The following is a 13,084-nucleotide window of genomic DNA, read 5'->3' on the forward strand; positions in this document are numbered from 1 at the left end:
GCGCTACAAGCCCAGCGCCGACAGCATGATGAAGGTGGCGAAAAGCACGAAATGCGTCATGCCCTCGATCGCATTGGTCTCGCCGTCATTGAGGTTGATGGCAGCGACGATCAGCGTGATCGTCACCATCACGGTCTGAACCGGCGTCATCGCCATGATGAACGGCTGGCCGGTGAACAGCGCGATCGCCTCCATCACCGAAACCGTGAGGATGACGGTGGAGAGCGAGGCGCCGAGCGCGATGTTGACGACGGCCTGCATGCGGTTGGCGAGCGCCGCGCGCATCGCCGTCATGATCTCGGGTGCGGCGGAAATGGTGGCGACGACCAGCGCGGCCAGCACCGGCGGCGCGCCGCTGTCGCGCAGGCCCTCATTGAGCAGGGCCGACATCACCTCCGCGAGAATGCCGATCAGCACGACGCCGACGACCAGGATGCCGATCGACAGGCTGGCCGAGGCCTCCTCCCCGGGATGGCTGCCCTCCTCATCCTCCACGGCCGCCGCCGGCTGGCTGCTGCCGGCCGAGGCATTGTGCGCAGGGGCTGGCGCCGTTGCGTTTGCAGCGGATGGTGCAGCCGGGAGCGGCCTCTCGGGCGCCTGGCCTTGCCCGACTGCCGGACCAGGCCCGCCAGCAGCACGGGCCGCCTGTGGCGGCTTGCGGCGGGTCTTGTTGGGATAGCTGTAGCTGAAGAAATAGCTGTGCGCACCCACCTGCATGCGCAGGAACACGGCATAGAGCGTGACCATGGCGATGATGGTGAAGGCGGAATAGAGGTGCCATTTGGCCTCAGGCACGAATTCCGGCACGATCATGGAAATGCCCATGGCGGTGAGGATCATCACCGAATAGGTGCGGCTGGAATCGTCATTATAGGGCTGCTCGCCGTGCTTGAGCCCGCCGAGCAGGGCGGCGAGGCCGAGAATGCCGTTGATATCCAGCATGACCGCCGCATAGATCGTGTCGCGCACCAGCGTCGGCGAACTTTCCCCGCTCATCAGGATCGCCAGGATGATCACCTCGACCAGCACGGCCGAGAGCGTCAGGATCATCGTGCCATAGGGATCGCCGACCTTGACGGCGAGGATCTCGGCATGATGCGCCACGCGGATCGAGGTGGCGATGATGGCCGCGACCAGCACGCCGGCGCCGGCAAGCGCGGCGATGCGGCCGGCCTCCATCAGCATATGTTCGACGGAAAAACCGAGGATGGCCGCCGCCAGCGCGACCAGCAGGATCCATTCGGAGCGGAGCGAAGACAGGGACACGGGAGGACACTCTTTGCTTTGAACGTGACGGGCCCTGGAAACCCGTGGGCCTTAGAATTCGATGGGCCTTGGAAACCTGCCAGGCCAAGCAGGGACAGGGGCGGGCAAATGCGGATAGGTGGCGGTAGGACATGAGGCCGGACCAGACCAGCCGGGTATCTGTCGCAAAGGGTAGAGCCGTCCGTCGGCAAGTCAAACGCTGCAGCGCAATCGGCACCAGACAGGCCATGGAAAAGGATTATTTTCCTCTCAATCTTGCCAAATTCCGCCAATGTCGTTAGATTGTCGGCATTTCTTCCGCATCCCATACGGCTCGTCCCGATGACACTGCCCGACCGAGGACTTTGCCCGATTGAGGACATTGCCCGATCGAGCCGAGGGAGCTGACCGTCAGCGCGCGCATGGCCGCAGGTCGGCGCCCGCTTTGAGGCCTGCTTCTTTTCTGTGCGGTTGCGAAGGGGAAGCCGTGTTTCTTCTTGAAGCGTCCGCCTTTTTCAGGCCACGCTTGTGCTGTTGCCTCCGGCTGCGCGCGGCCTTCTGCGCGCCCGGCTTTCGATCTGGGGCCTGACGACGATGCTGTCACATGAGGGGATCTGGAGCGCGATCGATGCGCTGGCTGAGCGTCATCGCCTGACGCCTTCGGGCCTGGCGCGCCGCGCAGGGCTCGATCCCACCGCCTTCAACAAATCCAAGCGCCGCTCGGCCGACGGGCGCGAGCGCTGGCCCTCGACCGAATCGGTGGCGAAGATCCTCGAAGCGACGGGGGCATCGATCGAGCAGTTCGTCGAGGCGCTGCGTGGAGAGCGGGCGGCGCCTTCGCCCACGCCGCCGGCCGCCCTTCCCGCCATTCCGCTGATCGGTTTCGCCCAGGCCGGCGCCGGCGGCTTTTTCGACGATAGCGGCTTTCCCGCCGGCCAGGGCTGGGACATGGTGGATTTTCCGACCACCGCCGGCATCAAGCAGGGCGTCTATGCGCTGGAAGTTCAGGGCGACAGCATGCTACCGCTGTATCGCGACGGCGATGTCCTGATCGTGGAGCCGGGCGCACCGGTGCGCCGCGGCGACCGTGTGGTGGTCAAGACGACGGAGGGCGAGGTCATGGCCAAGATCCTGATGCGCCAGAGCGCGCGATCCATCGAGCTGCATTCGCTCAATCCCGATCACCCCAATCGCTCCTTCGAGCTGGCGCAGGTCGAATGGATCGCGCGCATCCTGTGGGCGAGCCAGTAAGATGCGCCGGTCGCTGATTTCCGCCGGCGGCGGCCTGGCCTGCCTTCTCGCAACCTGCCTCATTCTGTGGGGCGGCGCGGCCTCGATCCGCGCGCGCGACGCGGCGGGCAGCTCCACGCTGTCGCTCGAAACGCCCGACGCGGCTGAAGTGCCGGCCGATGCCGATCCGCTGGCGGCGATGACGCAGGAGGAGGTGCCTGCCCTCCCCGCGGACGAGGCGGCCTCCGCCGAGACGGGCAGCGACAGACCGGCGCAGGATGCGCAAGGCGCAGGTCCCGCGCCAGGCAGCGCCCTGCCAGCGACCAGCGCACAGGTCACCAGCGCGCCGCTGGCGCCCCCTGACGGCACCGCGACCGGCGATATGGCCCAGGCGGCACCTGCCCCCGCCCCGGCATCCACGCCCACGCCAACCGGCGATATCGACATGCTCGCCTCGAGCGAGACCCGCAATGTGGTGCTGCGCCATCCCATCGTGCTGTCCGCCGGGCTGATCCGGTTCCCGAGCTATCGCGTCCAGCTTGCCGGCATCAATCCCGAGGAACAGCGCCGGCGCTGCGGCACCGGGCGCGACAGCTGGCCCTGCGGTGCGCTGGCGCGCACGGCCTTCCGCAATTTCGTACGGGCGCGCACCTTCGTCTGCAGCCTTCCCAAGGACCTTTCGCTGCCGGAGCATCAGCTGGCGCGCGATCCGGCGATCGTCGCCAAATGTTCTGTCGGCGGCGACGATCCGGCCGAGTGGCTGGTGCGCCATGGCTGGGCCGAGGTACCGGCGGGCTCGGATCTCGCGCCGCTGATGGAAAAGGCCCGCCAAGAACAGATCGGCTTCTTCGGACCCGATCCGCGCAAGGACGAGGCAAAGCGCATGCAGGATGCACTCGACACGGCACCGGCAGACATGGCACCGGACGCGCCAGACGGCGAGGACAGCGGCGATGCGCCTGCCGCCAATCCCTGAAACCCTCCTGATGCCGGAGGCTCCCGCAAACCGGCAAGCCCTTCACCACCCGCCGCCCTGCTCTTGTCTTCTCCCTCCGTGATGCGATGCCCACCTCTGCCAGCCCTCAGGATGCCCTCGTCTATGTCATGGTGATGGTCGCGGCCGCTGATGCGGTCATGGCCGATCCCGAACTGCGCCGCATCGGCCATATCGTCCGCTCGCTCCCGGTCTTCGACGATTTCACCGATCACCGGCTGGTGCGCGCCGCGCGCGACTGCGCCACGCTGCTGGCCGGCCCTGAAGGTCTCGACATCACGCTGGAAGTGGTGCGCGAGGCGCTTCCCACGCGGCTTCATGAAACAGCCTATGCGCTGGGCGCCGAACTGGCGGCGGCCGATGGCAGGCTGCGGCTGGAGGAAATGCGCCTGCTCGACATGCTGCGCGAGCGGCTCGGCCTCGACCGGCTGGTCTGCGCCGCGCTCGATCGCGCCGCCATCGCCCGCAGCCGGCGCGCTCCGTCTCAGACGACGTGAGAGACCGGGCTCTTCCTGGCGGCCTGGCGCAGGTCAAGCAAGCACGACAGACAGAGCGTCTGCGTCGTGCTGCGCGCGAAGGCATTCGATCAGTAAAGCCCCATCGGGAAATAGCGCAGCGCCAGCTCGTTCAGGCGCCCGCTGCGCGACAGCTCCAGCAGCGCATGGTCGATCGCCTGCTTGAGCACGGCGTCGTCCTTGCGCAGGGCCACCGTCAGGCCTTCGCCAAGGAAATCCTCGGAGAGATAGGCGCCGGGCAGCATGGCGCAGCAGCCACCGGCCTCGGCCGAAGCGGTCCAGAAGCCGAGCTGAACGCCATCGCCGAAGACGGCTGCGACCGATCCGTCCTTCAGGGCGGCCATCAGGGCGGCGCGGTCGGGAAAGGGGCGCCGGTCGAGCGTCGGAAAGAAGGCCTTGGCCATGGCCTCATGCACCGTGCCGGCGACCACACCAACCGGCTTTCCCTGCAGCGCCGCCACGGTCAAAGTCTCGCCCATGCGCGTCCGGTTGCCGGCAAAGCGGGCAGGCAGCATCATGAAGGGGCGTGAAAAGCCATAGCCGCGCCGCAGCGCCGGCGTAACCTTCACCCCCGACAGGACCGCCTCGCCCTGCCCCTCGCTTAGAGCCGGCAGCAATTCGTCAAAGGTCAGGGCCTGCACCTGGCAGCGCGCCTCGATCGCCAGCACCCGGCAGATCTCGCGGGCGAGATCGATGTGGAAGCCGGCAAGGCGCCCATCCTGATCGATGAAGTTGAACGGCGGAAAATCGACCGTGGTGAGAAAGCGCAGGCGGGTGAGGCCGGACAGATCCGGCTTGGTGATGCGCTCCCGGCTGTCGAAGGTCATCGGCAGGGCTCGCACAGCCTCTGCGGCCTTCGCAAAGCCCGGAACGCACAGACATATCAACACACCGAAAAACAGCAGTCCCTGAAACTTTTGCCGTGCCATGCCGGAGAAACTGCGTATGATCGCGGGAAGAATGGGGCTGCCCATACACCCCTCGCGGGTATGCGCGGGATGGCCCCGCCCTGATGATGCTCGCATGATGTCGCTGACAGACCTGCCGTTTTCATCGACATGCATCCGCGACGGCGAACGGAGTGTGCATGCACGGAAAATTCTATCCTGCAATGCCGCCGATGGCCACAGCCGTCCGGACACAATCGGTCGCTGATGCGGTCCCTGCAGCGGAAATCCCCCGCTTTCCCGCCACGCTTCTGCAGGAAGGGGCGGACCTTCTGGCCTTGGGCCTGCCGAAACCGGTGATCGCCCGCGCCATGCGCGCCGCCCTCGAACATGGCACCTCCGTGGAAAGCGAGTGCTGTGCACTTGGTGTCGCGGAAGAGCTGCTCTACCATCAGGCTCTGGCAAAGGCTCTGGACCTGCCCTTCATCGCCGCGCTGCGGGCAGGCACCCTGCATGACGGCGCGCATCTCGACACCCAGCTGCTGCGCCCGGAAATCCTGCGGCTCCACCATCCCGGACAGGCGCCGACGCAGGTTATCGTTCCCCGGCTCGCCGATCTCGACACGATCTGGCGGCAGCTCGAAGCCAAGCCCGGCCTGCGCCGGCTCCTGGCGGTAACGACGCCGCGCGCCGTCAGGCAGGCCGTGTGGGAGGCCGGGGCGGAGCGGCGGCTGCGGGCCGCGACCTCTCACCTGTTCGAAAACTGGCCGCTTCTCAGCGCGCGGATCGTGCTCTGGGGAAAGCAGGGCTTCGTGGCGGGTGTGGCCACGGGAACGCTGGTCGCCGGCTGTCTGGCCCTGCCGACGATCACGCTGATAGCAACCCACCTCGTCCTCGCGATCATTCATCTTGCCGGCTTCGGCCTGCGGCTGAGCGCTCTTGTGGCGGCCCAACGCCTGCCCGCCATCGCCCCGCCGCCGCCCTCGGCCGCCACGGGGGCTGACCTGCCGATCTATTCTGTGATGGTCGCGCTCCATCGCGAGGAGGCGGTGGTGGGGCAGTTGATCGCGGCGCTGGATCGGCTCGAATGGCCGAAAAGCCGCCTCGACATCAAGCTGATCTGTGAGGCGGATGATCACGAGACGCTGCAGGCCCTGTCGCGGATGGTGCTGGGCGGACAATATGAGATTGTCCGCGTGCCGCCGGGCCTGCCGCGCACCAAGCCCAAGGCGCTGAATTATGGTCTTGCCGGCGCGCGCGGATCGATCGTCGCCATCTATGATGCGGAGGATCGCCCGGCCCCGCTCCAGCTCCTGGCGGCCTGGGCGCAGTTTCGCCACGCGCCTGCCGAGCTTGCCTGCCTTCAGGCGCCGATCGTCATCACCAATGGTGCGGCCGGCGCGCTGCCTGCCTTGTTCGCGCTGGAATATGCCGCCCTGTTTCGCGGGCTGCTGCCCCGGCTCGCCGCCGCCCGTCTGCCCTTGCCGCTGGGCGGCACCTCCAACCATTTTCGCACCGAAGCGCTGCGGCGGGCGGGCGGATGGGATCCGTTCAACGTGACGGAGGACGCCGATCTCGGCCTGCGGCTGGCGCGAATGGGCTGGCGGACCGGCATGATCGCACCCCCCACCTATGAGGATGCGCCGACCGACATCCCCGTCTGGGTCCGCCAGCGCACCCGCTGGTTCAAGGGCTGGCTGCAGACCTGGCTCGTCTGCATGCGCCGGCCGCGCCACCTGCGCGCGCAGCTCGGTTGGCCCGCCTTCATCACCCTGCAGATCCTCATCGGCGGCCTCCTGATCGCGGCGCTGAGCCACCCGCTGATCCTGGTGTTTCTGGCCTATTTCCTCTGGCTGCTGACGCTGGACGCCCCTGCGGGACGGGACCTTCTGACGATCTGCCTCTTTACCGTGGACGCTCTCAACATCGTCGGCTGCTACGCGATCCAGATTCTCCTGGGTCTTCGATCCATGCGGGAATGGGAACGACGGGCGGTCGGGCGGCGCTGGGCCCTCATTCCGCTCTACTGGCTTTTGATGTCCTATGCGGCATGGACGGCGGTGATCGAGCTGCGCAGCACGCCCTTCCGCTGGAACAAGACGCCGCACAAGCCGGTGCAGCCGGCCTAGAACATCGGACCGAAAAGCGGGAACCGGTTTTCGGAAAAATCCGATGCAAAGACAGAAATTCGGAGCATCGGACTGCGTACAGTTTCCCGCAGATGCACTCGATGTGGACGTCTGACTGAGCCCGATTTCAGTCCGACGCTTCAGGTCGTTACGGCTTCAGCCGCCGGCCCTCGCCATAGCCGGCCGTGCGGAAATGCTCTCTCGCCGCTCGCTCCGGATCGGGCTCGTTGCGGAAATGGGCGAGGTCGGCATTCGCCCTGACATAGTCGTCCCAGTCGAAGCCGTGATAGCCCGGGAAGCGCCCTTCCCTCAGCCCATGCGCCCGGAAATGCGAAAAGCCGTCGCGAAAAAGTCCGCGCTGAACGGCGTCGCCGATATCGGGGTTCGCCGCGAGGTAATCCTGTTCATCGAACAGCATCAACGCCCGCAGCTGGGCTTCCAAGTCATTGCGTTCAGAGCTCGCACGCGAAAAAGAGCGAAGCACGGGGTACCCTCCAACGATCCATTCTGTCAGTTAGAATCTCAGGTTGCATTTCTCAAAGCTAACATCAAGAGGTGTAAAACGAAAAAGTTGTACACTTCGAAAGCTAGCTAAATAGTTGCACCCGCTTGCACAGGCACCCGTTGCCCGGCGTCTGTCGCGCAGATGCAGTCATCGGCCCTGCCATGGCGACATGTGACAAAACAAAGACTTGAAGCGTGCGAAGCACATCTGAAAGATCGCAAAGGGCTTCAAGGCGCGAGGGGTATCTCTGTCATCGCAAACGCAGATGCCGGTATCGTAAAAGAACAGAGAAGAGGCTTTGCGGAGAGGAAAGCACCGCGCGCTACACGCTCACCATGACACACAAACTTGCAGGAACGCCGCGATAAACACAGATGCCGCAGCTTAAGCTTGCCATCATCAGGTGGAGCGGGTAGCGGGAATCGAACCCGCGCGTTCAGCTTGGGAAGCTGACAGGCTACCATTACATCATACCCGCAACCGGCCTGTGGGCGCAGGTTTCTACCATCCACTGCCGCCTGTCAAGAGCGGCCCGTGTCTCACAGTCTGTCCAATAATCGCCGTTGACCGCCTGCAAATGGCAATTTCTGCGCTTCTGATGCTCACGTATCTTAAGGACGCTGCGCTCCGGCTCTCGAAATCACCATGTTCGTCAGACCAACAGCAAGTCTTGAAAAGACTGTCAGCCTTCGCTGCGGAAATGCTTCGAGAGCTTCAGCCCCTGGGCCTGGTAATGCGAGCCGAGGCCGCTGCCATAGAGGCTGTCGGGCCGCTTGAGCATGTGCTCATAGACAAGCCGGCCGATGATCTGCCCATGCTCAAGGATGAAGGGCACCTCATGGCTGCGCACCTCCAGAACGGCGCGGCTGCCGCTGCCGCCGGCCGAGGCATGACCGAAGCCCGGATCGAAGAAGCCGGCATAATGCACCCGGAATTCCCCCACCAAAGGATCGAACGGCGTCATCTCGGCCGCATAATCCGGCGGCACATGCACGGCCTCGCGCGAGACGAGGATATAGAATTCGTTCGGGTCGAGGATCAGGTCTTCGCGGCCGCGGCTGTAGAGCGGCTCCCAGAAATCATAGACGCCGTGCTGCCCCTTCCGGTCGACATCGACCACGGCCGTATGGCGCTTGCCGCGATAGCCGATCAGCCCGTCCTCTCCCGTCCCGCGCAGATCGATGGAGAGCGCGACGCCGCCGCCGGAGATGTTCGGCCGCTCGCTTGTCACCAGCGTCTCGCCGGCATGCAGCGTCATCAGCTCGGCCTCGCTCAGGAGCGCGAGCCCCTGGCGGAAGCGGATCTGCGACAGGCGCGAGCCGCGGCGAACGATGATGGGGAAGGTGCGCGGGCTGATTTCGAGATAGAGCGGGCCGCGATAGCCTGACGGAACCTTGTCGAACTCCTGCGCCCGATCGGTGATCACGCGGGTGAAGATATCCAGCCGGCCGGTCGAGCTCTTGGGATTGGCCGAGGCCGACAGGCCTTCCGGCAAATCGAGGCTTTCCATCAGCGGCACGATATAGACGCAGCCGGTTTCGAGCACGGCGCCCTGGGTCAGGTCGATCACGTGCAGCTTCAGCCGGTCGAGCTTGTCCGCCACGAGATGGGAGGGACCGGGCATGAAGCTGGCACGCACGCGGAACGCGATCGAGCCGAGGCGCAGATCGAGGCTCGCGGGCTGGATCTGGCCCTCGTCCAGCGGCGCCTCGCTGACGAGCCGGCCGGCCGCAAACAGATCCGCAATGGCACCGTCGGCCAGAATACCGCTTTCGCGCGTCATGCGTTACGTCTCCTGAGCGCATCGGGCGCGACAATGGAAGCCGGCTTTCGGCTTGCCCGATGCGAAAACAAAAATCGAGAGCATCCACCGTGACCGAGTTTTCGGCGGAACACTCCGGGAGCCGACGGCCGAAAACGGGGCGCGGCCTTGCCTTCAAGCCGCTTCAGCCGTTCGACCTTGCCGGCCTGTGATGTGAAAGAGACAAAATCAAACTCCGGCAATTGACGCAAGGACGGCAAGCGTCTAAGCCTCGCTCATCCCGTGGTGATTTGGCCGGTCGGCTTGCAGCCACGTTAAACAAGTGGCTAAAGAGACCGGGGCGTTGGAACCGGTCTGCTTTGCGCGGCCGGTTTTTTTGTGTGTGAGAACGCAAACCATGAGCAGCTCCTGGCGTCCTGCAACCCAACTCGTCCATGGCGGGACCACCCGCTCCAATCACGGCGAGACTTCCGAAGCCATCTTCCTCACCCAGGGTTTCGTCTATGATACCTCGGCAGCCGCCGAGGCCCGGTTCAAGGGCGAGACCGACGGCTTCATCTATGCCCGCTACGGCAGCCCCACCAACGACATGTTCGAAAAGCGCATGTGCCTTCTGGAAGGCGCCGAGGATGCGCGTGCCACGGCTTCGGGCATGGCCGCCGTCTCCGCCGCCATTCTCTGCCAGGTGAAGGCCGGCGACCACATCGTCGCCGCGCGCGCCCTGTTTGGCTCCTGCCGCTGGGTGGTCGAAACGCTGGCGCCGAAATATGGCGTCGAATGCACGCTGGTCGATGGCCGGGATATCGCCAACTGGGAGGCCGCCGTGCGGCCGAACACCAAGGTGTTCTTCCTGGAAAGCCCGACCAATCCGACGCTGGAAGTGGTGGATGTCGCTGCCGTGGCGGCGCTGGCCACCTCGGTCGGGGCCAAGCTGGTGGTCGACAACGTCTTCGCCACGCCGCTCTTCCAGAAGCCGCTGGAACTCGGCGCCCATGTCGTCGTCTATTCCGCCACCAAGCACATCGACGGCCAGGGCCGGTGCCTGGGCGGCGTGATCCTGTCGAGCAAGGACTGGATCGACGAGAACCTGCACGACTATTTCCGCCATACCGGGCCGGCGCTGTCGCCGTTCAACGCCTGGACGCTGCTCAAGGGCATCGAGACCCTGCCGCTGCGCGTGCGCCAGCAGACCGCCAATGCCGCCGCGGTCGCCGATTTCCTGGCCGGCCACCCCAAGGTCGCCAAGGTGATCTATCCGGGCCGTGCGGATCATCCGCAGGCCGACATCATCGCCCGGCAGATGAGCGGCGGCTCGACGCTCGTCGCCTTCGAAATGAAGGGCGGCAAGGCCGCGGCCTTCGCGCTGCAGGATGCGCTCGACGTGGTCAAGATCTCCAACAATCTCGGCGATTCCAAGAGCCTGATCACCCATCCGGCCACGACCACGCACAAGAACCTCTCGGAAGAAGCCCGTGCCGAACTCGGGATCTCGGCCGGCACCGTGCGCCTGTCCGCCGGCATCGAGGACAGCGCGGACCTGGTCGAAGATTTCGCCCGCGCGCTGGACGCGGTCGCCTGAGACCCAGCTTCCTCAGAAGCCTTCAGGCCATGTCGCCGCAGCCGCAGGCGGCATGGCCACCGATCCGCCCACCACCGGCCCGCTGAAGCCGCAGCAATCCTCCGGATTGGCGGCCCGCGCTTTAAGTCTTTGTTTTTCAGCGTCTGCTCAGAGCAAGGCCGATTCTCCACTTGCGCGACATACTGTGGAAAACCGGGACGATCCCGGCTGTGAAATGCTCAGTTTTTCCACGACTGTTCCATGATTTGCTGTTATGCGAAACGAAACCATCTTGCGGTAAGATGAGGAAAAACCTGAAGGTGATGCCCATGTATCGCGCGCTAACACGAGAGATAGAGGTCACGGTCGAACCCTACTACCTTGAAGAACAGTCCGACCCCGAGGACAGTCGCTATGTCTGGGGCTACAGGATCATGATCGTCAATCATTCGTCCAAGGCCGTGCGTCTGATGACCCGCTACTGGAACATCACCGATGCCAACGGCCAGGTGGACGAGGTCAATGGTCCCGGCGTCATCGGCAAGCAGCCGGTGCTGCAGCCAGGCGAATCCTATGAATATTCCTCGGGTTGTCCGCTGGACACGCCGTCGGGCGTGATGTTCGGCCATTACTCGATGGAAACGACCGACGGAGAGGTTTTCGAGGTGGCGATCCCGGCCTTCTCGCTCGACACGCCGGGCCTGAGCCGCGTGCTCAACTGACGGAAAACGGCCCGGTTTTTCGACCGAGCCGTCATGTCTTGTCCGTCGCGCGCAAGCTGCGCGGTCTCTTGCTCTGATGGAAAAGCCCGCCCTTATTGCGGGCGCACTTCCGTCGCCTCGAAGCGATAGGTCGTCGAGCAGAACTCGCAGGTGACAGAGATCGCCCCCTCTTCCACCGTCTCGTCCAGCTCTTCCTGGCTCAGACTGGCCAGAACGTCGCGGATCTTCTCGCGCGAGCAGGCGCAGCGATCATAGACGGCCTGCGGCGGATAGACCCGCACGCCGCGCTCATGAAACAGCCGGTAGAGCAGGCGCTCGGTGCCAACAGTGGGGTCGGTAAGTTCGTCCGCATCGATGGTTTCCACCATCACCCGCGCCTCGTCCCAGAGATCGTCGATCTCCAGCTCATGCTCCTGTGCGCCATCGCCGCCGGACAGATCCGGCTGGCGCATGCGCTCCGGCGCCTCGGGGAGGAACTGCGCCACCATGCCGCCCGCCCGCCAGCGATGGCGCGGCTTGCCCTGTTCGTCACGGTCGAGAAGCTCGGCCACGCCGAGGCGCACCTTGGTCGGGATCTGTTCCGACTGGCGGAAATAGACGCCGGCAATCTCTTCGAGCGAGGCGCCGTCCAAGGGCACGATGCCCTGGTAGCGCTGCATATGCGCGCCCTGGTCGATGGTGAAGGCCAGGATGCCCTCGCCCAGCAATTGCTGGGGCAGCGTCTCGCCCTTGTCGATGGCGGCCTGCAGCGCCGCCTCGTCGAAGCGGGCATAGGCGCGCACCCGGTCGGGCGTGGCGAAATCAGCCACCACCAGATCGACGGGCCCGTCGCTCTTGGTCTGGACGATCAGCTTGCCCTCGAACTTCAGCGAGGTGCCGAGCAGCACCGTCAGCACCACCGTTTCGGCCACGAGACGGGCTACCGGCAGGGGATAGTTGTGGCGTTCGAGAATGGCATCGAGCATCGGGCCAAGCTGCACCGCGCGACCGCGCACGTCGAGGCCTTCCACCTGGAACGGGACGACATGATCGTCACCGGCAAAATCGAATTGCCCGAGGCCGGGAATAGTGTCCATCATCTTCCATCCTGGGCCACGCCGACCCCGCCCAAGACGCGGAACACGCAGCCTCTTCCTTGACAAGCCGCGCGGCGCAAAGCGGACCGGCAGACCTCTCTCTTGTCCTGTCGCAGCCGGTCGACCCGGCCACAGCTCTTGGCCGCCCTCCTCTTCGGACAGCAGACCGACGACAAAGCATACGGATGCGCCCGGCCGATACCGGACACAGCCCGCAGGCATCTCCCGCAACGATGCGGGCTACCGCGCATTTTTGGGGTTTCGGACCATTTGTCCAGCCCGTTCGGTGCCCCAGCCGAAGCATGGGGAAACCGGACCGTCCGCCAAAGCACCGCACTGTCCTGGCGAGATCCCACTGTCCTGGCGAGATCCCCCGCCAGCACAGCTTGTCGTCTTCGCCCCGTTAGATCGGCGCGCGCAACGCGGATTTCAAGGCTTGGACTTCAAGGCTTGGACAGCAG

The 13,084-nt window shown here is 65.1% G+C and carries 11 protein-coding genes, 1 tRNA gene and 1 riboswitch; of the genes, 6 read left to right on the forward strand and 6 right to left on the reverse strand.

From position 1 onward, the window contains the following. Positions 1–3: 3 nt before the first annotated feature. Positions 4–1,266 (reverse strand): calcium:cation antiporter, encoded by a 1,263-nt coding sequence (locus tag BJF92_RS19815; RefSeq protein WP_245294837.1) that lies wholly within the window; start codon positions 1,264–1,266, stop codon positions 4–6. Between the two features lie 573 nt (positions 1,267–1,839). Between BJF92_RS19815 and BJF92_RS19820 the strand changes: the two genes are divergently transcribed. The 3 genes from BJF92_RS19820 to BJF92_RS19830 all read left to right on the forward strand — a co-directional run bounded on the left by BJF92_RS19820 (position 1,840) and on the right by BJF92_RS19830 (position 3,966). Continuing rightward, positions 1,840–2,496 (forward strand): S24 family peptidase, encoded by a 657-nt coding sequence (locus BJF92_RS19820; RefSeq protein WP_075636693.1) that lies wholly within the window; start codon positions 1,840–1,842, stop codon positions 2,494–2,496. 1 nt (position 2,497) lies between these two features. Continuing rightward, the gene (locus tag BJF92_RS19825; RefSeq protein ID WP_075636492.1) at positions 2,498–3,451 is read left to right on the forward strand and encodes a thermonuclease family protein; all 954 of its coding nucleotides are present in this window, start codon (positions 2,498–2,500) and stop codon (positions 3,449–3,451) included. An 86-nt stretch (positions 3,452–3,537) separates the two neighbouring features. Then, positions 3,538–3,966: a tellurite resistance TerB family protein gene (locus BJF92_RS19830; protein ID WP_075636493.1), complete on the forward strand. Its 429-nt coding sequence runs from the start codon at positions 3,538–3,540 to the stop codon at positions 3,964–3,966. Between the two features lie 89 nt (positions 3,967–4,055). Here BJF92_RS19830 and BJF92_RS19835 read toward each other — a convergent pair whose 3' ends face one another. After that, positions 4,056–4,913, reverse strand: coding sequence for a transporter substrate-binding domain-containing protein (locus tag BJF92_RS19835; RefSeq protein WP_075636694.1), 858 nt, complete (start codon positions 4,911–4,913; stop codon positions 4,056–4,058). A 191-nt stretch (positions 4,914–5,104) separates the two neighbouring features. Here BJF92_RS19835 and BJF92_RS19840 point away from each other — a divergent pair, with 191 nt between their 5' ends. Further along, positions 5,105–7,000, forward strand: a complete 1,896-nt coding sequence (locus BJF92_RS19840; RefSeq protein ID WP_143524114.1) for a glycosyltransferase family 2 protein — start codon at positions 5,105–5,107, stop codon at positions 6,998–7,000. 148 nt (positions 7,001–7,148) lie between these two features. Here BJF92_RS19840 and BJF92_RS19845 read toward each other — a convergent pair whose 3' ends face one another. The 3 genes from BJF92_RS19845 to BJF92_RS19855 all read right to left on the reverse strand — a co-directional run bounded on the left by BJF92_RS19845 (position 7,149) and on the right by BJF92_RS19855 (position 9,288). Then, positions 7,149–7,442, reverse strand: a complete 294-nt coding sequence (locus BJF92_RS19845) for a hypothetical protein (protein ID WP_143524115.1) — start codon at positions 7,440–7,442, stop codon at positions 7,149–7,151. A gap of 467 nt (positions 7,443–7,909) precedes the next feature. Then, positions 7,910–7,983, reverse strand: a tRNA-Gly gene (locus BJF92_RS19850). A gap of 204 nt (positions 7,984–8,187) precedes the next feature. Beyond that, on the reverse strand, positions 8,188–9,288 hold the full coding sequence (locus tag BJF92_RS19855) for a 2'-deoxycytidine 5'-triphosphate deaminase (RefSeq protein WP_075636496.1): 1,101 nt from the start codon (positions 9,286–9,288) through the stop codon (positions 8,188–8,190). A 251-nt stretch (positions 9,289–9,539) separates the two neighbouring features. Further along, positions 9,540–9,618, forward strand: a riboswitch (SAM riboswitch). A gap of 46 nt (positions 9,619–9,664) precedes the next feature. On the opposite strand from BJF92_RS19855, the gene BJF92_RS19860 reads away from it, so the two are divergent. Further along, positions 9,665–10,846, forward strand: coding sequence for an O-succinylhomoserine sulfhydrylase (locus BJF92_RS19860; RefSeq protein ID WP_075636497.1), 1,182 nt, complete (start codon positions 9,665–9,667; stop codon positions 10,844–10,846). Between the two features lie 308 nt (positions 10,847–11,154). After that, positions 11,155–11,547 (forward strand): Co2+/Mg2+ efflux protein ApaG, encoded by a 393-nt coding sequence (apaG, locus tag BJF92_RS19865; RefSeq protein ID WP_075636498.1) that lies wholly within the window; start codon positions 11,155–11,157, stop codon positions 11,545–11,547. Positions 11,548–11,639: 92 nt separating this feature from the next. Here apaG and BJF92_RS19870 read toward each other — a convergent pair whose 3' ends face one another. Further along, the gene (locus BJF92_RS19870; protein WP_075636499.1) at positions 11,640–12,626 is read right to left on the reverse strand and encodes an Hsp33 family molecular chaperone; all 987 of its coding nucleotides are present in this window, start codon (positions 12,624–12,626) and stop codon (positions 11,640–11,642) included. Positions 12,627–13,084 lie beyond the last annotated feature (458 nt).

Source organism: Xaviernesmea rhizosphaerae, from assembly GCF_001938945.1.
Classification (GTDB): domain Bacteria; phylum Pseudomonadota; class Alphaproteobacteria; order Rhizobiales; family Rhizobiaceae; genus Xaviernesmea; species Xaviernesmea rhizosphaerae.

Bases quoted from the DNA above. Each gene is read 5' to 3' on its own strand.
- BJF92_RS19825 (WP_075636492.1), top strand. From the start codon at position 2,498: ATGCGCCGGTCGCTGATTTCCGCCGGCGGCGGCCTGGCCTGCCTTCTC.
- BJF92_RS19835 (WP_075636694.1), bottom strand. From the start codon at position 4,913: ATGGCACGGCAAAAGTTTCAGGGACTGCTGTTTTTCGGTGTGTTGATA.
- BJF92_RS19860 (WP_075636497.1), top strand. From the start codon at position 9,665: ATGAGCAGCTCCTGGCGTCCTGCAACCCAACTCGTCCATGGCGGGACC.
- BJF92_RS19830 (WP_075636493.1), top strand. From the start codon at position 3,538: ATGCCCACCTCTGCCAGCCCTCAGGATGCCCTCGTCTATGTCATGGTG.
- apaG (WP_075636498.1), top strand. From the start codon at position 11,155: ATGTATCGCGCGCTAACACGAGAGATAGAGGTCACGGTCGAACCCTAC.
- BJF92_RS19820 (WP_075636693.1), top strand. From the start codon at position 1,840: ATGCTGTCACATGAGGGGATCTGGAGCGCGATCGATGCGCTGGCTGAG.
- BJF92_RS19855 (WP_075636496.1), bottom strand. From the start codon at position 9,288: ATGACGCGCGAAAGCGGTATTCTGGCCGACGGTGCCATTGCGGATCTG.
- BJF92_RS19870 (WP_075636499.1), bottom strand. From the start codon at position 12,626: ATGATGGACACTATTCCCGGCCTCGGGCAATTCGATTTTGCCGGTGAC.
- BJF92_RS19840 (WP_143524114.1), top strand. From the start codon at position 5,105: ATGGCCACAGCCGTCCGGACACAATCGGTCGCTGATGCGGTCCCTGCA.